The organism is Kitasatospora sp. NPDC092948, from assembly GCF_044754805.1.
Taxonomy (GTDB): Bacteria; Actinomycetota; Actinomycetes; order Streptomycetales; family Streptomycetaceae; genus Kitasatospora.
On record NZ_JBIVPU010000001.1, the window covers coordinates 1,091,486 to 1,112,636 of the forward strand.

Here is a 21,151-nt window from a genome sequence, read left to right on the forward strand (position 1 = left end):
GCGGTCGGCCGTCGTGGTCGGCCGTCGTGTGGTCGGCCGTCGCGGTCAGCCGGCGAACGGCGGTCCGCCGAGGCGGCGGTTGCGGTCGCGGCGGGCGTCGAGGCGCTCGGGTGTGGGGAGTTGGGCGAGTTCGGCGAGGGCGCGGGTGACGGCGGTGGCGAGGCGGGCGCGCAGGTCGGCGGGGTCGTCGGTCTCGGGGACGACCTCGTCGACCAGGCCGGTCGCGGCGAGTGCGGTCGCGGTGATGCCCTGGGCGCGGGCGAGTTGGGGAGCGTGCTCGCCGTCTCGGTGGACGATCGCGGACGCGCCCTCGGGCGGCAGCGGAGCGAGCCAGGCGTGCTGGGCGGCGATGACCCGATCGGCGGGCAGCAGGGCGAGCGCGCCGCCACCGCTGCCCTGGCCGAGCAGCACCGCCAGCACGGGAGTGCGCAGGCCGACCAGGGTGGTCAGGCAGTGCGCGATCTCCAGTGCCACACCGTCGAGTTCGGCCGCGACGGAGAGTTCCGCGCCGACCGTGTCGACCACGGTGAGCAGCGGCATTCCCAACTCCTCGGCCAGTTCGGCCTGTTGGCGCACCGCTCGCAAATCCGCCGCAGTGAAGGAGAGTTCGGGACGGCCGGGGTCGGGGCGCTGCTGGGCGACCACCATCACCGGGCGTCCGCCGATCAGCGCGAGAGCCCGGACGAGTGCGCTGTCGCCGTCCAGTGGGAGGAACAACTCGGCGGTTTGGTGGAGGAGTTCGAGCGCGGAAAGGCGGTCTGGACGGCGGCTGCGGAGCACCGAGTCCCAGGCGTCCCCGGCGTCGGGGGCGGCGATGTCGACCCGGGAGACAGTCGGCGGCAGTGAACTCGCCTCGGGCGGACGGGCGGTGAGGACGGTGAGCGCACGGGAGAGGAACGCGCGCAGTCCTTCCGGCGGCACGATGGCGTCCAGTCGGCCGTTGGCGGCGAGCGTCTCGGCGCGCTGGACGGTGGGCGGCAGTGGCTCGCCGCGCAACTCCTCGTAGACGCGCGGGCCGAGGAAGCCGAGCCGGGCGCCCGGTTCGGCGAGGACCAGGTGGCCGAGGGTGCCCCAGGAAGCGAACACCCCGCCCATGGTGGGGTTGCGCAGATAGGACAGGTACGGCAGGCCTGCGGCGCGGTGGGCGTGTACGGCGGCAGTGACGCGGACCATGCACAGGAACGCGGCGGAGCCCTCCTGCATGCGGGTGCCGCCGGAGACGGGGAGGGCAAGGAGGGGGAGGCGCTCGGCGGTGGCGCGCTCCACGGCCCGGGTGATCCGCTCGGCGGTGGCGACGCCGATCGAGCCGCCGAGAAAGCCGAACTCGCAGGCGATCAGCGCCAGCGGCCGACCGTCCAGCAGGGCGCGGCCGGTCAGCACCGCCTCGTCCAGCCCGGTGCGGGCGCGGGCCCTGGCCAGGGCGTCCCGGTAGTCGGGGTCGGCCGGCTCGGCGGCGATCGGCTCGTCCCAGGAGGTGAAGCTGCCGGGATCGACCAGCAGATCGAGAAGCTGACGTGCAGTCACCGGGGCCTCCGTCGTGGGGGAGTGGGAACACAGGGGAGATCGTCGAGCGGGATGCGGGCGAGCGGGACATCGTCGACGGGGAGGTCGTCGAGTGGGAGATCGTCGAGCGGGAAGTGCCGAGCCTACGGGCGGAGCCGGGCCGCCGGTGGGCGCGGCGCACGGTGGTGACCGGGATCACCGCCGACGGCCGGGCGGATCGAGACGATTCGGCCGTCAGGCCCGCCGTGCAGCGGAGTGGGTGAACGTGACGCACCAGACACCTGGCTAATTGGTATCCAAGATGCCGAATTGGCTAGAGTCAGCGCCGTGAGGCTGACCAAGAGCACCGACATCGCACTGCGCATCGCGATGCGCCTGGCGGTGCTGGACGAGGACCAGACCCCGACCACCCGCGAGGTGGCCGAGGCGGTCGACGTCCCCTACAACCATGCGGCGAAGGTGGTCAGCCGTCTCCAGCACCTGGGCGTGGTCGAGGCCCGGCGCGGGCGCGGCGGAGGGCTTGCCCTGACCGCCGCCGGTCGCACCGGATCGCTCGGCCGGATGGTCAGGGAACTGGAGGGCGCCGGGGACGTGGTCGGCTGCGAGGACGAGCCGCCCTGTCCGCTGCGTCACGCCTGCCGACTGCGCGGGGCCTTGCGCCAGGCGCAGGAAGCATTCTTCGCGACGCTCGACCCGCTGACGGTGGCCGACCTGGTCGGTCCGCCGACGGGGCCGGTGCTGCTCGGGCTGCCCGGGCGGCGCGGATAGGGCTGGCGGGTTCGGGTTCGGGCTCGGGCTCGGGTACGGGCTCGGGTTCGAGCGTGAGGCCGGGCGCGAGTTCGGACTGAAGGCCGGGGATGGGCCCGGGCGTAAGGTCCGGGATGCTTGGAAAGCGTTTTCCGTACGCGGTTCGTCATGTTCCGTACGCGGTTGGTCAGTAGATCAGCAGTCACCACTCTTAGTACTCCGCAGGTTTTCCCACACCCTAAAATGCGCATCTCAGATGCGAGTTTGGAGCTTCGGATGCTGTCCGAGAAGTCCGCGCAGACCGTGCGTGCCACCCTGCCCGTGGTTGGCGCGGCCATCGAGGAGATCACCGGCTCGTTCTACCACCGGCTCTTCGCCGCGCACCCCGAGCTGCTGCGCGACCTGTTCAACCGGGGCAACCAGGCCGACGGAAGCCAGAAGTCGGCGCTGGCCGGCTCGATAGCCGCCTTCGCGACCGCCCTGGTGAACAACCCCGACCAGCGACCGGACGCCATGCTCGCCCGCATCGCCCACAAGCACGCCTCGCTGGGCGTCACCGGCCCGCAGTACCAGGTCGTCCACGACCACCTGTTCGCCGCCATCGTCGAGGTGCTCGGCGAGGCCGTCACCCCCGAGGTCGCCGAGGCCTGGGAAGAGGTGTACTGGCTGATGGCCAACGCGCTGATCGCCCTTGAGGTCCGCCTGTACGAGGAGAGCGGCACCCACGGCGAGCGCCGCCCGTACACCGTGGTCGCCCGCACCGCCGAGACCGCCGACGTCGCGACCTTCCTGCTGCACCCGGCCGACGGCGGCCCCGTCCCCGCGCACAAGCCCGGCCAGTACGTCTCGGTGCAGGTCGAACTCGCCGACGGCGCGCGGCAGATCCGTCAGTACAGCCTGTCCGGGCAGCCCGACGGCGGCCTCCAGATCACCGTCAAGCGGGTGGCCGGCGACCCGGTCGGCGAGGTCTCCACCCACCTGCACCAGCACGTCGACCAGGGTGACACCCTGCTGGTCAGCGCCCCGTTCGGCGATGTGCAGCTGGCCGACGAGGGCCGCCCGGTGGTGCTGGCCTCGGCCGGCATCGGCTGCACTCCGATCATCGGCATGCTGCACCACCTCGCCGAGACCGGCGCCACCCGCAAGGTGGTCGCCGTGCACGGCGACCAGCAGGAGTCCAGCCACGCCTTCCGTGCGGACCTCGCCCGCCTGGTGGAGAAGCTGCCGAACGCCGAGGCGCACGTCTGGTACGAGCGTCCCGAGGGCGAATGGCCCGCGGACCGCACCGGCCGGGTCGACCTGACCGGCCTGGCCGTGCCCGCCGACGCCGTCGCCTACCTGTGCGGCCCGCTGCCGTTCATGCGTGCCGTGCGCACCCAGCTGCTGGAAGCCGGCGTGCCGGCCGCCGACATCCACTACGAGGTGTTCGGTCCCGACATGTGGCTCGGCCAGAACTGATCCGACGGGAACCGGCCCAGCGGGAAAGCGGTTTCCGGCTCCGGTGCGGCGATGTCCGCGCCGGGGCCGGAGTCGGAGTCGGAGCCAGGGCCGGAGTCGGAGTCAGGGTCAGGGTCAGGGTCGGAGCCAGGCCCGGCCCCGGAGTCACGGGCGGAGCCGGGCCGCCCGTCGGTCAGAGTGCGGCCGTGATGGCGTCCCACAGTGCGACCCGGGCGCGCAGCGCCGTGCGGACCGTCGTCGCGCACTCCTCCCAGCGTTCGGTGTCGTCGCCGCACAGGTCGATCAGCATCTGCATGGCCATCGGAGTGTGCTGCTCGCCGTCCACCTCGATGTGCCGGGCCAGATAGTCCTTGAAGACACCGAGCCGCCCCTCGGCGTCGTCGATCCGGACCACCTGCTCGAACATCTCCGGAATCAGGTCCTCCCGGCCGAACGCGAACGCCGCAGCCTGGCAGTGCACCGGCGCGTCCTCGATGATCCCGAACGTGACGGCGGCGAACTCGGCCGCCGCCTCCGGAATCCCGGCGAGCTTTGCGGCCTCCGCCACCGACCGGCCGGAACGGATCTCCGCCAGGAACGCCTCGACCGGGGCGGTGTCCGCGCCCGATCGCGTCATGCCGTCCAGGTACAGCTCGAAGTGGCTGATGTAGCCCTCGCCGAGCTCGTCGCTCTCCTCGACCAGCACGATCTCGTTGATCAGCCGCCGGCTCGCAGTCGGGCCGTCCGGAAGCCACGGCAGAGTCACACAAGTGAGCTGCTGCTGAAGGCACTTGAGCAGGGACATGAAGTCCCAGACGGCGAACACGTGGGTCTGCTGGAAGGTCCGCACCTTCTCCAGGCTGTCCAGCGAGAGGTACATCGGGTGGCTGACCACCTCGCGGCGGACCTCCTCGATCGACTCGCGCAGCGCCGTCAGGCCGGGGTGGCTGCGGTCCCAGTGGTAGCGGTCACTCATGGTTGCTCTCCTTGTGCGGCGAGGGTGCGCCCGAAATGCGGAGACACCGCGGGGGCGGTGCGGTCGTACGGCGGTGCGGTCGGACGGTCGTACGGCGGTGCGGTCGTACGGCGGTGCGGTCGTACGGTCGTGGGGATGGTGCGGTGGTGGGGACGGTGCGGTGGTGCGCCGCGGGCGGCCGTTACTTCAGGACGGCGCGGATCGCGTCCCGCAGCTGCTCGGCGCTCGGCTGGAGGGCCTGGTCCAGGGCGAGGGCGAACGGCAGCACCGCGCCGTCCGGGCGGGTGACCCGGCGGGGCGGGGCGAGCAGCTGGGCCTCCTCGCCGGCGATAGCCAGCACCTCGGCGGCGAAACCGGCGAAGCGGTTGGAGTCGTCCACCACCACCAACCGGCCGGTGCGTTCCAGTGAAGCCAGCAGCGCCGCCCGGTCCAGCGGATACAGGGTGCGCGGATCGAGCACCTCCACCGACACCTCGCCCGCCAACTCCTCGGCCACGGAGAGTGCTTGCTGCACCAGGTGGCCCACGGCGACCACCGTCACATCGGTGCCCGGCCGATGCGTCCGGGCCACGCCCAGCGGCACCGGCGCCAGCGGCGCCGTCACGTCCTCGCGGACGCCCAGCGCGCCCGCCGGGGCGAACAGCACCACCGGATCGTCGTCCGCGATCGCCGAACTCAGCAGCCCGTACGCGTCGGTGGGCGTCGCCGGTGCCAGCGTTTTGATGCCGACGTGCGCGAACAGGCCGTACGGATGGTCCGAGTGCTGGCCCGCCCAGCCGCTGCGGGAGCCCGAACCCGGCACCACCACGGTCAGCGGCACCCGCGCCCGACCGCCCGTCATCAGCGAGAACTTGTGTGCCTGATTGGCGAGTTGCTCGAACACCAGGAACAGCAGCGACGGGATCTGCAATTCGATGACCGGCCGCATCCCGGACAGCGCCGCGCCGATCCCCGCCGAGGTGAACGCCTGCTCCGACAGCGGAGTGTCCACCACCCGGTCGGCGCCGAACCGCTGTTGCAGGCCCAGCGTCAGCCCGGCCAGGCCCGCGCCCACGTCCTCGCCGAAGACGCACACCGCCGGGTCGGCCGCCAATGCGTCCGCCAGCGCCCGGTTCATCGCCTTCGCGTACGACAGCAGGGTCACAGCGCCGCTCCCGACCGGGGCCGCAGCCCGCTCGCGTACAGGTGGTCGCCGGCCGTCGCCGGATCAGGGTGCGCCGAGGCTAGCGCGAACCCGGCTGCCAGCGAAAGGAGTTGGGCGACCTCCGCGTCGATCTCGGCGCACGCGCCGGGCGGCAGCGCCGCCGCGGCCTGGACCAGCGGATCGCGCTCGCGCCACGCCGCCACCTCCTGCGGGGTGCGGTACGCCAGCCGGAACCGGCGCTCCATGGTGTGGTGCGCCTCGAAGCGGTACGTCAGGCACTCCAGGAACCCCGGGCCGCCGCCCGCCCGCGCCCGGTCCGCCATCCGCGCGGCCGCCGCCCGGACCGCCTCCACATCCATACCGTCCACCGTCTCCGCCGGAATACCGAACGCCTCCGCCCGGCCGCACGCCGAACCGCCCACGGCCGCACCGGCCGGCAGCGTCGTCGCATAGCCGTTGTTCTCGCACACGAACAGCACCGGGGCCCGCCAGATCGACGCCAGGTTCAACGCCTCCAACAGCACCCCCTGGTTGAGCGCGCCGTCGCCGAAGAACGAGGCCACCACCCGGCGTTGGCCCTGCCGCTGCGCCGCCCAGGCCGCGCCGACCGCGATCGGCGCGCCCGCGCCGACGATGCCGTTCGCGCCCAGGATGCCCAGCGAGAAGTCCGCGGCGTGCATCGACCCGCCCCGGCCCCGGTTCAACCCGTCCACCCGGCCCAGCAGTTCGGCCAGCAGCCGGCCCGGATCGGCGCCCTTGGCGAGCACGTGACCGTGCCCCCGGTGGGTGGACGTCAGCCGGTCGTCCGCCGCCAGGGCCGCGCACACACCGACCGCCACCGCCTCCTGGCCGATGTACGGATGCGTGCCGCCGACGATCAGCCCCTCGCGCACCCACTCCAGCGCGAGCTCCTCGAACGAGCGGATCAGTCGCATCATCCGGTACCGCCCGGCCCGGTCCGCCAACTGCGGCACGCTCACCGGCCCGACCGCCACAGCACCGGGCAGAACTCCGGGTCCGCGTAGTCGGGTTGACCGTCCGCCGTGCGCCGCACCACCGCGTCGTGGTTGTACACCACCGGCGAGCCGTCCGGCCTCAGGAACGAGCGGTAGCGGTTCGAACCGTCCTGCAGGTGCAGCGAGACGGCCCGGCGCGGCTGCGCGGACCGGTTCGGGCCGGAGCCGTGATACGTGCGGCAGTGGTGGAACGAGACGTGCCCGCGCGGGATCTCCACCGGCACCGTGTGCACCTCCGATCCATTGAACTCGGCATTCTCGCGCAGGAGTTGCTCCAGCTCGCCGCGGTCGCGGGCGGCGAAGTGCCGGGTCGAGTCGTCGCCGCCCGGCCGCTCCTCCCAACGGTGGCTGCCGTCCACCATGGTGATGGTGCCCATCTCCTCCGTGCAGTCGTGGAACGGCACGAACGCCGTCAGCATCCGCTGCGAGGTGGACGTCTGCCAGTAGTGCTTGTCGAAGTGCCACGGCACCACGTTGCTCGGCTCGCCCGGCACCGGCGGCTTGAAGATCAGCGTCGCCTGGAACACCCGGATCTCCTCGGCCTGCGCCAGCCGCGCCGCGACCGCGCCCAGCAGCGGCTTGCGCAGAATGCGGCCGATCTCCTCGTGCTCGTAGTGCACATAGTCGTTGTGCCGCTGCACCGGCCCGTCGGCCGGCGTCCAGGAAGCCAAGTGCGGCGGACGCGCGGGAAGTTCGCGATCACGCTCGCCGGCGTAGTAGCGCTCGGTGGCGGCCTGCAGCGCATCCAGCTCCTGATCGCTGAACAGCCGCCGCGACAGGTACCAGCCGCGCTCCGCGTACTCCAGCACCTCCTCGGCGGTCGGCAGCAGCGCCGACTCCTCCTCCGACAGCGCGAACGGCTCGGTGGTGGTGGCCACTTGAGGGATCTCCTTCGGTCAGTGGTCCGCGGCGGCGCGCTCGCGCTCGACCGCCTCGTACAGGGCCTTGATGTTGGCGGTGCCGAACGAGCCGGCGCCGCGCCGCTCCACCAGTTCCAGGAAGAACGTCCGGCGCGGATGGGTGGAACGGGCGAAGATCTGGAACAGCTCGCCGCCGTGGTCGCGGTCCACCAGCACGTTGGTCTCGCGCAGGTCGTCCACCGGGATGCCCGTCGGGCCGAGCCGCGACTCCAGCGCCCGGTAGTACGCGCCCGGCGTGCTGAGGAACGCCACCCCACGGGCGCTCAACTCCCGTACCGACGCCGTGATCGAGGCCGTGCTGAAGGCCACGTGCTGGACGCCCGCGCCGCCGTGCGCGTCCAGGAAGCCGTCGATCTGGCCGGCCGCCCGCGAGGTGTCCGGCTCAAGCAGGGTGAACGTGACGGCACCGCACGGGCTCTGCACCACCCGCGAGTCCATCGCCTGCGCGCCGACCTCGATGTAGTCGCGGAAGATCTCCCGGAAGCCCAGACCGCGCACCGCCCACTCCACCGAGGCGTCCAACTGTCCGCCCGGCACTACGATCGCCACGTGGTCGAGCGCCAACAGGCCGCCACTGCCCGGGAGTTCGCTCTCCGGAAGGGTGTCCTGCGCATCGGCGAAGCGCACCGCCAGATCGCCGAACGCGGAGACCGTGCCCGCCCCGTCCAGGCAGCCGCCGCCCGCGTTCAGCGCCCGCTCCGCCGCCGCGGCCGCCGCCACTCCGTCGGTGTGCCGCAGCGCGACCACCGCCACCCCGTCGCCGTGCCGCCGCACCCACTCCGTCACCTGGTGCTCGGCGTCCACCGCCGACGTCACCAGCAGTCGGATCGCGCCCTGATGGGCCAGCACCTGCACCGTCCCCGGCGAGGTGCGGGCCGGTCGGCTCAGCGTGAAGCCCCAGTCGTCGCGCAGTTGCGCGGCGTACTTGTGGGCGTCCTCCGCGTACAGTTCGAGATAGGCGATGCCCGCCACGGTCATGAGTCCCTTCCGAGGTGCTCGGCTGGGATGCCGAGCTGCTTGCCGACGCCGAGGTGATCGGCGGTGATGCCGAGGTGCTCGGCCGTGGCGTCGAGATGATCGGTTGCGGCGCCGAGGTGGTTGGCGGCGACGCCGAGGTGCTTGGCCGCGATGCTCGGCGGGCCGAACACCAGGCTCAGGTTGTGCCCGCCGAACGCGAACGAGTTGGACAGCGTGTGGCGCACCGGACGCCGCGCCGCGGAGCCGTGCACATGCCGCAACTCGCAGTCGCTGTCAGGCTGTTCGAGGTTCAGGGTGGGCGGCAGCAGGCCCTCGGCGACGGCCAGCGCCGACACCGCTGCCTCCACCGCCCCGGCCGCGCCCAGCAGATGGCCAGTCGCACCCTTGGTGGAGCTGACCAGCGCTCCCGCCGCGCCGAACACCTCGCGCAGCGCCGAGACCTCCGCCCGATCGCCCAACTTGGTGCCCGTGCCATGGGCGTTGACGTAGTCCACCGCCGACGGGTCCAGCCCGGCCGAGCGCAGCGCCGCGCGCATCGCACTGGCCGCGCCGGCCCCGTCGGGGCGCGGCATGGTCGGGTGGTGGGCGTCGGTGGCCGCGCCCCAGCCGGACAGCTCCGCGTACGCCGTAGCGCCGCGGGCCGCCGCGTGTTCCGCCCGCTCCAGTACCAGGACGGCGCTGCCCTCGCCCAGCACGAACCCGTTGCGGCGGGCGTCGAACGGCCGGGAGGCCTGCGTCGGGTCGTCCCAACCGGCTGCCAGCGCACGTGAGTTGTCGAAGGCGGCGGCGATGGTCGGGTGCAGCGGGGCCTCGGCTCCGCCGCACACCACCACGTCCGCCTCGCCGCCGCGGATCAGCCGCAGGCCCTCGGCGACGGCCTGGGCGCCGGCCGCGCAGGCGGTGATCACGGCCGAGCTGTAGCCGCGGATGCCGTGCGTGATGGCGATCCGGGCGGCCGCCATGTTGGACAGCATGCCCGGCAGCAGATACGGGCTGACGGCGGCCCGGCCGCGCTCGCGCCGGCCCGCAGCCCGTTGCTCGTAGCTCTCCAGTCCGCCGCCGCCGGTGGCCAGCACCACCGCCGCCCGCTCCGGGTCCATGTCCTGACGAATCGTCAGTTTCGCGTCGGCGAGGGCGTCGTTCGCGGCGGCCAGGGCCAGCAGCAGGAAGCGGTCGGCGCAGCGGGTCTCGGTCGGCGGCAGTACCTCGGTGGCGGGCACGGGCGGGGCGATGCCGGCGGCCCGCAGCCAGCCTGCCGCCGGGTGGTCCGGGGGCGGGGCGGTCAGCCCGGAGCGGCCGTCGGCGAGGGCGTGGAACACCTCAGGGACGCCGCGGCCGAGTGGCGTCACCCAGCCGATGCCGGTGATCTGGGCGCCGGGTGCGGTCACCGGGTACCCGCCGCGGTGAGGTGCTGTTGCCGCAGCAGGCCCTTGCGGACCTTGCCGGTCGGGCCGAGCGGGATCTGCTCGTCCGGCACGGCGAGCACCGCGCGTACTGTGTCGGCGACGTGCGGCTCCAGCGCGGCCAGTACCCGGGCGGTGAGGTCGTCGGCCCGGTCGTCCTCGTTGGTCTCGTTGGTCTCGTTGGTCTCGTTGCCGTTGCCGTTGCCGTTGCCGTCGCTGGCCTGGTTGCCGTCGCCGGCCTGGCTGTGCTCGCCGGTCGGCGGGGCGAGTTGCAGCAGCACGTCGGTGACGACCCGCTCGCCGTCGTGCAGTGCCACCACCGTGCAGTCGAGAACGTCCGGGCAGGCGACCAGGACGCGTTCCTCGGCGGCGGCGGTGTGCAGGCGTCGGCCGTCGCCGAGGTCGACGGTGTCGACGGCGCGGTCCACGTGGTAGTAGTAGCCGTCCTCGTCGCGGTACATCAGGTCGCCGGTGAGGAAGTAGTCGCGCAGCCGGGTGCGGTGGGTGGTGACGGAGTCGTTCCAGTAGCCGACCGCGAGGGTGGGGGAGCGGGTGCCGAGTTCGCCGACCTCGCCCGGGCCGAGCTCGTTGCCGTCCGGGTCGAGGACCGCGCAGTCGACGAAGGCGTGCGGGCGGCCCACGCAGCGGCCGTAGCGGTCGGAGTCCGCGGTGTGGGTGATGAAGAAGTGCGAGTGGCCCATCTCGGAGGAGCCGAGGCCGTCGATGAACACCGAGCCGGCCGTGCGGACCCGGCCCTGGCGGGTGGCGGTCTCGCGCGAACCCTGGGCGACCAGGCGGCGGATGTGGGTCTCGTGCGCGCAGTCGCCCGTGTTCCACCACAGGCCGACCGAGGACAGGTCGCGGGCGGACAGGTCGTGCCGGGCCAGGTCGGCCCAGGTGGTGGCGAACCCGTACACGCCGAGCGGCTGCCAGCGCTCGATGGCGTCCAGCACCACCGGCCCCGACTGGCCTGACAGCAGGTGGAGTTGGGCGTCGAAGCTGAGCGCCAGGTTGACCGCGATCAGGGTGGCGGCGTGCGCGGCGGGCAGCGCGCTCAGTACCCGGTCGATGCCCTGCGGGCGGGGCAGCAGCAGCCGGTGGCGGATCGCCGCGTACAGACTCTGGTGCGAGTGCAGCACGGCCTTCGGCAGGCCGGTGGTGCCGGAGGAGTGGGTGATGGCGACCGGGTCGGTGGGCCAGTGCCGGTACGGGTCGGGTGCGGACTGCGGGTCGCCGTCGGCGAGTTCGGCGGTGTCGGCGAGCAGCGTGGTGCCGAGGTCGAGTCCCGCCAGTGCTTTGGCGTGGCCGGTGTCGGCGAGCAGCCCGGCCGCGTTCAGCCGGCGCAGGTAGCGGGCCGACGTGTCCGCGTCCAGCGCCGGGTTGAGCAGTGCCGGGATGGCGCCGAGCCGATTCAGCGCGAGGAACGCCAGCACCTGGTCCGCCGCCGCGGACGCCTGCACCGCCACCGGATCGCGCCGCCGCACCCCGAGCGCGTGCAGTGCCGCCGCCCTTCGCCGGACCGTCAAGTCGAGTTGACGGAGCGTCAGGGCGGCGTCGGCGGGATGACCGTCGACCGGGGTGTCGAAGGTCAGAGTCGGCGAGTCGAGGCCGAGTCCCTGCTCGACGCGGGTGGTCAGGACGTTTCCGGCGCCGACGGAGCTGTCCTCGGACAGCACGGCGCGCAGGGTACGGAGGCTCATGGATCCCGTTCTTCTCGTGGTGCGGGACGTCGGCGGGCGTGAACGGCGGAGGTCGGGTTCGGCGGGGGCCGGGCTGGTGGTGGTGGGTTCGGCGGAGGTCGGGTTCGGGGGAGGTGAGGGAGGCGTCAGGGGAGAGCAGGGCGGCGGTGGCGGGGGAGGTGTCAGGGGGTGAGGAGGACGGCGGTGGCGGGGGAGGTGTCAGGGGGTGAGGAGGACGGCGGTGGCGGGGGAGGTGTCAGGGAGTGAGGAGGACGGCGGTGGCGTGGTCGGGCGGGCCCTGGGCGGCGGTGATCAGCAGCACCTGGTCGGCGTCGCCGTCCTCGATCAACAGGCGGGCCCGGTCGTGGAGTTCGGGCACGGTGTCGAAGCCGGGGCCGAGCGCCACCACCGGGCCGTCGAGCTGCCAGCGGGCGGCGAGGTGGCCTAGCACGGCGTTCGGGTTGGACTGGAAGAACAGCAGCGGCGGGACGCGCCGGCCCTCGGCGGTGGCCCTGGCGAGGGCGTCCGCCGTGCCGGTGTCGCCGGTCGGGCTGGCCAGTAGCAGGGCGGTGCGCGGCGCGCCGAGCGCGGGCGGTGGCCCGTAGTGGCGGCGCAGACACCGGTCGGCGGTCTCGGCCACCAGCGGGTTGAAGCTGGACTCCACGAACCCGGCGATGGGCGGGAGCCGATCGTCCGGACGCTCGGGCCAGGCGGCGGACGCGAGCACCCGCAGCGGGGCGGTCAGTTCCCTGGGCCCGAGAGGCGGGGCGGGCGGCGTGTGCGGCGCGACGTCGTGCGGTGGGTCGGTGGGCTGCGCCGGGCCGGTGGGTGGGTGCGGCTGGTCGGCCGGTGCGTTCGGCTGCTGGTCGGCGGGTGTGTGCGGTGGAACGGCCGGTGCGTTCGGCTGGTCGGCAGGCTGTCGGGGTCTGGGCAGCGCGGTGTCGTCAGCGGCGGTGGTGATGGCGGTCATGCGGCGGCCACCAGGAGTGCGGTGTTCGCGCCGCCGAACGCGGCATTCAGGGTGAGGGCCAGGCCGGGGGCGGCCGGGCGGGGGCGGTCGAGGACCAGGTCGAGCGGGCAGCCCGGGTCCGGGAGCTGCCAGCCGGCGTTGATCGGCAGTTTTCCTTCCTGCAACACGCCGACGGTGGCTGCGAGTTCGAGCAGTGCGGAGGCCTCCAGGGCGTGGCCGTGCACGGACTTGGTGGAGCTGACCGGCGGGGTGCCGGACGGGAACACGGTGCGCAGAGCAGCGGCTTCGGCGAGGTCGCCGAGCTTCGAGCCCGCGCCGTTGGCGTTGACGTAGCCGATGGCGTCGGGCCCGGTGCCCGCCCGTGCGAGGGCGTCGTGCACCGCCCGGGCCAGTCCGGTGCCGTCCGGGTGCGGTCGGCAGACGTGGTAGGCGTCCCCAGTGCGGGCCCAACCGGCTATCCGGGCCAGCGGGTTGCGGCCGCCGCGGCGGCGCAGCGACGGTACGGACTCGAGGACCACGGCCACCACCGCGTCGCCGAGCAGCATGCCCTGCCGGCCCAGGCTGAACGGCCGGACGGCGCCGTCCCCGGCCAGCGCCCGTCCGGCGTCGAACACCGCGAAGGTGTCCGGCTCGACCAGGTAGCCGGCGGCGACCAGCACGCGTTCGCGCCGGCCGGAGGCGATCAGCGCGGCCGCGTCGGCGACGGCCGTGGCCGCGGCCACGCACGCGCCGGTGTACACCCGGGGCCGCAGCCCGGTGCGCTCGGCGACCGCGGCGGCGACCGGCCCGGCCCGCCGATCGCCGTGCAGGGCGAGCAGCAGGTCCTCGGGCGCGTCGCCGGGAGGCCCGGAGAGCGCGCCCGCCTCGGTGAGAACGTCCACCAACTGGTCGGCCAGGGGTGGTGATTCGGATGCGATGGCGGCCCGGTCGGCACGGTGCCCCGTGGTGCTGAACCGGTCCACCGGGACGAACGCGGGCTGTCCGGCCAGCACCCCGTCCCGCAGCGCCGCGAGACCTGGGCCGAACGCGGAGCGGACGCCGATGCCGCCGACCAGGACGGTGCGCCGCGGTGGGCCGGTCCGGAGTGCGGTCGCTGTCATGGCGCGGCGACGGGCCGGGTGTCGGGTCTGGTCTCGAACGCGGTGTCGAGACCAGTGTCGAGACCAGAGTCGCGTCCAGCTCCGTGTCCGGCGCTGAGGCCGGCTCCGCGTCCAGTGTTGAGTCCGGTACTGAGTTCGGTGCTGAGCTCGGTGCCGAGCTGCTCGGCGAGCTGGGCACCGAGTGCGGCGACCGCGTCGTTCACCGTGCGGATCGCGTCCAACCGTTGGTCGTCCAGGTCGAGTTGGACTCCGTAGGTCTGTTCGGCCTCGGCGATCAGCCAGGTCAGTTCGAGCGAGCCCAGGTGTTCGTCGACCTGCTCGGGGGACCGGTCGCCGTAGCGGGCGAGCATGGCGATCGCCTCGGCCCGGCCGAAGCGCACCTCGGGGTCGGCACCCATCAGGCGCTGCCCACTGAGGACTTGGTGATGCGGGCGGCGACCTCGGCGCTGAACTCGTCGATGGTCATCAGTGCGGTGGACTCCATGTCGTCCAGCTCGAAGCGGATGCCGAACTTCTCCTCGACCTGCACGGCCAGGTCGGCCAGGGCGAGCGACTCCAGGTCGAGGCCGGCCGGGCCGAGGTCGGTCTCCGAAGTGACCTGCGAGACGTCGTAGTTCATCGCCGCCAGCGTGGTGAGGACGAACGAGCGGATCTGTTCCTGCATGGACTTGCTCTCTCCAGCGCGTCGGGGTGTCGGTCTGTCGGTCTGTCGGGGTGTCGCGGTTCGGTGCAGCGGGGTTTCGGGAGTTCTGCTGCAATCGGGTGTTACTGCAAGGGGGTTGAGGGCAGGGCGTACCGGCGGACGGGCGGACGGTGTCTGGAGCCGTCCACCCGGCCGGGCGCACTGCGAGGGAACAGGGGAAGGGGAGAGGGGTGCGGATCAGCGGGCGGCGTCGACCTGTCGGCGCAGGGCGGTGACGTCCCGCAGCAGCTTCCCGGTGGCGGTCCGGGGGAGCTGCGGCATCAGGTGCAGGCGGCGGGGCAGCTTGTAGCCCGCCAACTCCCTGCCGAGCAGTTCGCGCAACTGCTCGGCGGCATCGGTCCGTTCGGACGGTGCGGGAGAGGTCCCGTCGGCGGTCGCGGCGTACGCCTCGATCGCGCCGTCGGCGAACACCACCACGGCCTCGACCACGCCGGGCAGCCCGGTCAGGGTCTGCTCGACCTCGTTCAGGTCGACCTTGAGGCCGCCGATGGAAATCTGTGAGTCGCGTCGGCCCAGCACCGTCACCCGTCCGGTGTCGGCGTCGAGCAGCGCGGCGTCCCTGGTGTGCAGCAGGCCGTCCGACCAACGGGTCGGGTCGGTCAGGCCAAGGTACGGGGAGTGTGGCCGCACGATGTGCAACTCGTCGGCGTCCAGGGAAAGTTCGAGACCTTGTACGGGTTGCAGGGCCGGATGGTGGCGGCCCGTCAGGTCGGTGGCGATGACCCCGGTCTCGGTCATCCCGTACATGGTGCCCAGCGGCACACCGTAGCGCTCGCGGAACGCGGCGGGAAGCCCGACGCGGACCAGTTCGCCGGCCACCACCATCCGCCGCAACTGCGGGAGTTGGGGCGGAGCAGCCACGGCGGCCAGCAACTCCGCGTGGAACGGCACCCCGATCACGGTGGTCGGGGCGGTGCCGTCGGCGATCGCGGTGAGGATGCCGGCGGGGGTCATCCGCCGCGGCACCACCAGTTCCACCCCGGCGTGCAGGGCGTGCAGGAGTCCGCCGACCAGGCCGAGCACGTGCACCGTCGACGACAGCAGCACGGTGCGCTCGCCACGGGTCGGGAACTCCGGAAGCCGTGCGTAGCAGTCGAGTTCGCGTAGCAGGTCGCCCGCCGTCCGGCCGATCACCTTGGACGGTCCGGTCGAGCCCGAACTGAGCTGGATCAGCGCGTGGTGGTCGGCCCCGGCGGGTCCGGCGATCGCCCCGGGGGCGGTTGCCCTGGGCCCGGTCGACGCGGCGCCGGTCGCCTCGGGGCCGGTCGATTTCTCCGGCAAGGCGGTGAACTTCGGTCGGCCGTCGGCAAGTTCCACCAGCACCCGGGGGCGCAGCCGGTCCACCGCGCGGTCCACCTCGACGGCGGTGAGGCGGTGGTCGAGCAGGACCGCCCGGGCGCCGGCCCGCCATGCGGCCAGCAGCACCGCGACGAACTCCGCCGACGGCGGCATCCGCAGCGCGACCGTGCCGTGTTCACCGAGGCCGGCCGCGGCCAACTGCCGCTGTCGCTCGGCCACCAGGGCGCGCAGCGTGCCCCTGCTCACCGGAGCGCCGAAGCGCAGGCACGGTTCGCCGTCCGGTCCGGCGAGTAACTGCTCGTCCACCCAGTCCGCGGCAACCGTGCGGCCGCGTACCGGGGTTGGGATCAGGGTCAACGCAACTCCACGCGCTCGAATAGGAAGCATGGATTGGAAGTTGTGATGCTTCAGTGTGGATCCCCCGTCGGTGCCGACCTTTGCACGGGAGCGCATCGAGGGTCAAGGTCTATACCAGTGGCGGCCGGGCCCCTACGCTGTCCCTCGTTTTCGCACCCGTTGACGGATCATCAGGAGGTTCGGAGACGATGGTTCCGCTCACTCTGGCGGAGCACGGCGCGCTGGCCAGGGGCTTGCTGCCGCCCGCGACCTGGGACTTCTTCGAAGGCGGCGCCGGAGCGGAGTGGACTCTGCGGGCCAACCTCGACGCCTGGCGTCACCACGTGCTGCGCCCGCGCGTCCTGGCCGACGTCTCGGCGCCCGACTGCGGCACCGAGCTGCTCGGCGCGCGGCTGGCGGCCCCGTTCGGGGTCGCACCGATGGCCTACCACCAACTCGCCCACCCCGACGGGGAATGCGCCACCGCCCGGGCCGCCGCCGAGGCCGGCGCGCTGCTGATCGTCAGCATCTTCGCCAGCCGCACGCTGGAGCAGATCGCCGCCGCCGCACCCGGCGCGCCGCGCTGGCTCCAGCTGTACTGGCTGCGCGACCGCGACGCGCTCACCGCGCTGGTGCGGCGCGCCGAACAGGCCGACTACCGGGCGCTGGTGCTCACCGTGGACGCGCCCAAGGTCGGTCGGCGGCTGCGCGACCTGCGCAACGCGTTCGCGCTGCCCGCCGGCCTGACCGCCGCCAACCTGGACCCTCGGCTGACCAGCAGCGCCGGTCGGTCCGCCGTCGGCCGCTCCGGCATCGAGGAACACTCCCGGCAGCAGTTCGATCCCACCATCACCTGGGCCGACCTGGCCTGGCTGCGGGAGCGCACCCGCCTGCCGCTGGTGCTCAAGGGCGTCCTCACCGCCGAGGACGCCAGGCTGGCCGTCGAGCACGGCGTGGACGCGCTGATCGTCTCCAACCACGGCGGACGTCAACTCGACGGTACACCGCCCGCATTGGCCGCTCTGTCGGAGATCGTGGACGCCGTCCCCGCCGAGTTCCCCGTCCTGGTGGACGGCGGCCTGCGACACGGCTCCGACCTGGCGACGGCCCTTGCGCTCGGCGCCCGCGCCGCGCTGGTCGGCCGTCCCGTGCTGTGGGGGCTCGCGCACGGCGGCGCGGACGGCGCGCAGGCCGTGCTCGACCTGCTGCGCGAGGAGCTGCTCGACACCATGGTGCTGGCCGGTCGACCCGCGCTCACCGACCTCGACCGCACGGCGCTCGCGCCCTGGCCGTTCCCGGCCGCGCGGCCCTCCTGAGGGCGCATCTCTCTCCTTATATATAGGGGCTCATGACGAGACACCGACAATGGGCGATTCGTGTGGCCCCCGCGCACCGCTCACGCAAGCAGGAAAGGACCCCCGTGGCGACCACCGCAGAACCCTCGCTCGCCAGCCCCGAGCCCGACGGAGCCGAGCCCGCCAGACCTGAGCCCGCCAGACCTGAGCCCGGCGGAGCCGAACTCGCCGCAGCCGATTCCGCGGTGCCCGAAGCCGTCGGACCCGAAGCCGTCGGACCCGAAGCCGTCGGACCCGGAGCCGTCGGACCCGGAGCCGTCGGACCCGGAGCCGTCGGACCCGGAGGTGTCGGAGACCTGTTCGCGGACTGGGACTGGGAGGACCCCGCCGGGCTTGAGGCCCGCACCGACGCGTTCACCGAGAACCTCGCCCGGTGCGCCTCGATCGACTCCGTCCGTCCCGAAGTGCCGTACACGTACCAGGACTTCCAGGAGCTCGGCGTCACGGGCATCGAGTTCGCGGCGTTCCGTACCCGGCACCCGCACGGCCTCGGCACCGACCTGGTCGGCCTGCACACCGACCACGAAGCCACCCACCCCGGACCGGTCTACCGGATCGACGGCGCCAACCTGTTCACCCAGCTCGACATCGACCGGCCGCTCCCGTTCGCCGACCGCAGCGTCGACTGGGTGTACGCCGAGCACCTGATCGAGCACGTCCCGCTCGGCACCGCCGTGCACTGGCTTGCCGAAGTCCGCCGCATCCTGCGCCCCGGCGGTGTGCTCCGCCTCACCACCCCCGACCTGGCCCGCTACATCGAGGGATACCTCGACGGGGGCGAGCAGTTCTTCCGCCGCCACCGCCGCCGCCTGCGCACCATGCGGGTCGGCCCGCCGATGCCGGAGCGCCGCGCCTTCATGCTGAACCAGATCTTCTACCATTTCGGACACCGGTGGATCTACGACGAAGCCGAGCTCCGACACGTCCTCGACCGCGCCGGCTATCACGAATTCGCCATCCGGCGACAGGAGTTCCAGCGCGGTGCACGCCCAGACGTGGCCGACCTCGACACCGCCTTCCGCAAGGACGAGTCGATCTACCTGGAGGCCGTCGCCCCCGGAGGACCGCACTGATGCCACTGCACCCGCAGGCCGAAGCCTGGCGCGCCCGCCGCGCCGCCGCCGACACCCCGCCGCTGTACACCCTCACCCTGGACCGGGCCCGCGCCGCCGACCTGGCCGACCTGCGCGCCGCCGCGGGCGCCGGCGAACCCGTCGCCGCCGTCCAGGAGTTCACCATCGACGGCCCCGGCGGCCCGCTCACCCTGCGGCACTACCGCCCGCAGGCACCGGCCACGGCCATGGAGACGGCCACTGCCGCGGTCGTGGCCACAGATACGGCCACGGGCACGGCCAAGGTCGACGGCCTCGGCCCCGCGCTGCTGTACCTGTACGGCGGCGGCTGGGCACTCGGCTCACTGGAGACCGGCGACCCGATCTGCCGCGCGCTCGCCAACGCCACCCGCGCCGACGTCCTGGCCGTCGGCTACCGGCACGCTCCCGAACACCGCTTCCCCGCTGCCGTTCACGACTGCTGGGCCGCCCTCGACTGGATCGCCCGCAACGCTCCACGTCTCGGCCTCGACCCGGCCCGGATCGCCGTCGGCGGCGACAGCGCCGGCGGCAACCTGGCCGCGGCCCTCACGCTGCTGGCCCGCGAGCGCGGCGGACCCGGCATCGTCCACCAGTTGCTGGTCTACCCCAACACCGACTACCGGGTCTCCCCAGCAGTCGATTCGTCAATGCTCGTTGACGGTGGCGCGGACGGCCGCGAGGACCCGGCGCTGTTCAACCGGCACTCGGTGGCCTGGTACTGGTCGCACTACCTCGCCGACCCGGCCGACGCCGCGCACCCGCTCGCCAGCCCGCTGCGGGCCACCGACCACCGGGGCCTGCCGCCGGCCACCGTGATCACCGCCGAGTACGACCCACTGCGGGAGGAGGGCGAGCAGTACGCCGCCGCCCTGCGTGCCGCCGGCGTTCCCGTCACCCTGCGCCGCTACCCCGGCATGCCGCACGGGTTCTTCGCCATGCCCGGCGTCCTGGACGACGGCCGGGAAGCCCAACTCTTTGCCGCAGAACAGCTGAGGGCGGCGTACGAGGCCCCCACGCCCGCGCCCGGGAACCCTGCGGCGGCCGCGGACCGTGCCGCGCCCGGGAACCCTGCGGCGGCCGTGCACCGGGCCGCGCCCGGGAACGCTGCGGCGGCCGTGCGCAGGGCCGCGCCAGTGGACCGTGCGGTGGCCGACCGGTGAGCGGGGTGCTGCGACTGAGCGAGCTGCACGGCTCGCTGTCGGACCCGCTGCTGGACGCCATGACCTTCCTCAACGAGGTCACCGGACGCTACCCCGAGGCGATCTCGTTCGCCCCGGGACGCCCGCACGAGGAGTTCTTCGACCCTGCGGACATCGCCGGGTACCTCGACCGATACCTGCGGCACCTGCGCGAGGAGCGCGGGATGACGGAGAGCCAGGTCCGTCAGGAGGTGTTCCAGTACGGGCGGACCAAGGGCCTGATCGCGCCGCTGATCGCCCGGGCGCTGGAGGCCGACGAGCGCATGGCCGCCGACCCCGAGGCGCTGGTGGTCACCGTCGGCGCGCAGGAGGGCATGCTGCTGGTTCTGCGGGCCCTGTGCGCGGACCCGGACGACGTCCTGTTGGTCTCCTCGCCCTGCTACGTCGGGGTCACCGGCGCTGCCCGCCTGCTCGATCTGACGGTCCGCCCGGTGCCCGAGGCCGGCCCCGACGGCGGCCTCGACCCGGAGGCACTGGCCGCGGCGGTGCACGAGCTGCGCGCTGCAGGGAAGCGCCCCCGGGCCTGCTACGTCGTTCCGGACTTCGCCAACCCGAGCGGCGCCAGCCTGGACGAGGCCGCCCGCCGGCGGCTGCTGGAGGTCGCCGAGAGCACGGGCGTCCTGCTGATCGAGGACAATCCGTACGGCTTCTTCGGCCGCCACGGGCCGGTCCGACCGACCCTGAAGGCGCTGGACGGCGACCGGCGCAACGTCGTCTACCTCGGGTCGTTCGCCAAGACCTGCTTCCCCGGCGCCCGGGTGGGCTATGTGCTCGCCGACCAGCAGGTGGCCGCACCGGACGGGCGGATCGGCCTGCTCGCCGACGAGCTCGCCAAGCTGAAGAGCATGACCACCGTCAACACCTCGGCACTCAGCCAGGCCGTGATCGGCGGCATGCTGCTGGCCGGCGGGCTGCGTCTGCGGGAGGCCAACGAACCCGCCCGGCAGTTCTACGCGCACAACATGGATGTGCTGCTGACCGAACTGGAAAACGCTTTCCGGTCGCTTCCCGGAGTTTCCTGGAACAGCCCGGAGGGCGGCTTCTTCGCGGTCGTCACCGTCCCGTTCCGGGCCGACGCCAAGGCCCTGGACACCTGTGCCCGCGAGTACGGAGTGCTGTGGACCCCGATGGACGGCTTCCACCCCGGTGGCGGCGGCGAGTACCAGCTGCGGCTGTCCTGCTCGTACCTGACGCCGGACCAGGTGGTGGCGGGCGTGCGGAGGCTCGCCCGGTTCGTCGCGGAGCGCACGGCCCAGGAGAGTTGACGGCTCGGAGGAGCTGACAGGGCAGCG

Annotated in this window: 19 protein-coding genes; 6 read left to right on the forward strand and 13 right to left on the reverse strand. The window is 73.1% G+C overall.

Annotated elements, in window-relative coordinates:
* Window positions 1-45: 45 nt before the first annotated feature.
* Window positions 46-1,524, reverse strand: coding sequence for a carboxyl transferase domain-containing protein (locus ACIQF6_RS04470; protein ID WP_400889975.1), 1,479 nt, complete (start codon window positions 1,522-1,524; stop codon window positions 46-48).
* 306 nt (window positions 1,525-1,830) lie between these two features.
* Here ACIQF6_RS04470 and ACIQF6_RS04475 point away from each other — a divergent pair, with 306 nt between their 5' ends.
* Together ACIQF6_RS04475 and ACIQF6_RS04480 are read left to right on the forward strand one after the other, a co-directional pair.
* Entirely contained in the window at window positions 1,831-2,271 is a 441-nt protein-coding gene (locus ACIQF6_RS04475) for an RrF2 family transcriptional regulator (protein ID WP_400889977.1), read from the forward strand.
* A 255-nt stretch (window positions 2,272-2,526) separates the two neighbouring features.
* Window positions 2,527-3,708 (forward strand): globin domain-containing protein, encoded by a 1,182-nt coding sequence (locus ACIQF6_RS04480; RefSeq protein WP_400889979.1) that lies wholly within the window; start codon window positions 2,527-2,529, stop codon window positions 3,706-3,708.
* A gap of 172 nt (window positions 3,709-3,880) precedes the next feature.
* Here ACIQF6_RS04480 and ACIQF6_RS04485 read toward each other — a convergent pair whose 3' ends face one another.
* The 12 genes from ACIQF6_RS04485 to ACIQF6_RS04540 form a co-directional block, all read right to left on the reverse strand.
* Window positions 3,881-4,663, reverse strand: a complete 783-nt coding sequence (locus ACIQF6_RS04485) for a DUF3050 domain-containing protein (RefSeq protein WP_400889981.1) — start codon at window positions 4,661-4,663, stop codon at window positions 3,881-3,883.
* 181 nt (window positions 4,664-4,844) lie between these two features.
* A complete protein-coding gene (locus tag ACIQF6_RS04490) occupies window positions 4,845-5,807 on the reverse strand; it encodes an alpha-ketoacid dehydrogenase subunit beta (protein ID WP_400889983.1) in 963 nt (320 codons plus the stop codon).
* Window positions 5,804-6,787 (reverse strand): thiamine pyrophosphate-dependent dehydrogenase E1 component subunit alpha, encoded by a 984-nt coding sequence (locus ACIQF6_RS04495; RefSeq protein ID WP_400889985.1) that lies wholly within the window; start codon window positions 6,785-6,787, stop codon window positions 5,804-5,806. Before ACIQF6_RS04495 ends, ACIQF6_RS04490 begins: the two co-directional genes overlap by 4 nt.
* Window positions 6,784-7,701 carry a phytanoyl-CoA dioxygenase family protein gene (locus ACIQF6_RS04500; protein WP_400889987.1) on the reverse strand — a complete coding sequence of 306 codons (918 nt, stop codon included), beginning with the start codon at window positions 7,699-7,701 and terminating at the stop codon, window positions 6,784-6,786. Before ACIQF6_RS04500 ends, ACIQF6_RS04495 begins: the two co-directional genes overlap by 4 nt.
* Before the next feature lie 18 nt (window positions 7,702-7,719).
* Window positions 7,720-8,721, reverse strand: a complete 1,002-nt coding sequence (locus ACIQF6_RS04505; protein ID WP_400889989.1) for a VOC family protein — start codon at window positions 8,719-8,721, stop codon at window positions 7,720-7,722.
* Window positions 8,718-10,109 (reverse strand): beta-ketoacyl-[acyl-carrier-protein] synthase family protein, encoded by a 1,392-nt coding sequence (locus ACIQF6_RS04510; protein WP_400889991.1) that lies wholly within the window; start codon window positions 10,107-10,109, stop codon window positions 8,718-8,720. The genes ACIQF6_RS04505 and ACIQF6_RS04510 overlap by 4 nt, the downstream gene beginning before the upstream one ends.
* Window positions 10,106-11,824, reverse strand: coding sequence for a class I adenylate-forming enzyme family protein (locus ACIQF6_RS04515; RefSeq protein WP_400889993.1), 1,719 nt, complete (start codon window positions 11,822-11,824; stop codon window positions 10,106-10,108). The genes ACIQF6_RS04510 and ACIQF6_RS04515 overlap by 4 nt, the downstream gene beginning before the upstream one ends.
* Before the next feature lie 235 nt (window positions 11,825-12,059).
* Window positions 12,060-12,773: a hypothetical protein gene (locus ACIQF6_RS04520; protein WP_400889995.1), complete on the reverse strand. Its 714-nt coding sequence runs from the start codon at window positions 12,771-12,773 to the stop codon at window positions 12,060-12,062.
* On the reverse strand, window positions 12,770-13,873 hold the full coding sequence (locus ACIQF6_RS04525) for a beta-ketoacyl synthase N-terminal-like domain-containing protein (protein ID WP_400889997.1): 1,104 nt from the start codon (window positions 13,871-13,873) through the stop codon (window positions 12,770-12,772). Before ACIQF6_RS04525 ends, ACIQF6_RS04520 begins: the two co-directional genes overlap by 4 nt.
* Window positions 13,870-14,271, reverse strand: coding sequence for a hypothetical protein (locus tag ACIQF6_RS04530; protein WP_400889999.1), 402 nt, complete (start codon window positions 14,269-14,271; stop codon window positions 13,870-13,872). The genes ACIQF6_RS04525 and ACIQF6_RS04530 overlap by 4 nt, the downstream gene beginning before the upstream one ends.
* The gene (locus ACIQF6_RS04535) at window positions 14,271-14,537 is read right to left on the reverse strand and encodes an acyl carrier protein (protein ID WP_400890001.1); all 267 of its coding nucleotides are present in this window, start codon (window positions 14,535-14,537) and stop codon (window positions 14,271-14,273) included. Before ACIQF6_RS04535 ends, ACIQF6_RS04530 begins: the two co-directional genes overlap by 1 nt.
* 216 nt (window positions 14,538-14,753) lie before the next feature.
* Entirely contained in the window at window positions 14,754-16,232 is a 1,479-nt protein-coding gene (locus ACIQF6_RS04540; protein WP_400890003.1) for a class I adenylate-forming enzyme family protein, read from the reverse strand.
* Between the two features lie 188 nt (window positions 16,233-16,420).
* Between ACIQF6_RS04540 and ACIQF6_RS04545 the strand changes: the two genes are divergently transcribed.
* From ACIQF6_RS04545 to ACIQF6_RS04560, 4 genes are all read left to right on the forward strand, one after another.
* On the forward strand, window positions 16,421-17,527 hold the full coding sequence (locus ACIQF6_RS04545) for an alpha-hydroxy acid oxidase (RefSeq protein ID WP_400890005.1): 1,107 nt from the start codon (window positions 16,421-16,423) through the stop codon (window positions 17,525-17,527).
* 104 nt (window positions 17,528-17,631) lie between these two features.
* Entirely contained in the window at window positions 17,632-18,639 is a 1,008-nt protein-coding gene (locus ACIQF6_RS04550) for a class I SAM-dependent methyltransferase (protein ID WP_400890007.1), read from the forward strand.
* Window positions 18,639-19,820, forward strand: coding sequence for an alpha/beta hydrolase (locus ACIQF6_RS04555; protein ID WP_400890009.1), 1,182 nt, complete (start codon window positions 18,639-18,641; stop codon window positions 19,818-19,820). Before ACIQF6_RS04550 ends, ACIQF6_RS04555 begins: the two co-directional genes overlap by 1 nt.
* Entirely contained in the window at window positions 19,817-21,124 is a 1,308-nt protein-coding gene (locus ACIQF6_RS04560; RefSeq protein ID WP_400890011.1) for a PLP-dependent aminotransferase family protein, read from the forward strand. Before ACIQF6_RS04555 ends, ACIQF6_RS04560 begins: the two co-directional genes overlap by 4 nt.
* The last annotated feature ends 27 nt before the right edge of the window (window positions 21,125-21,151 follow it).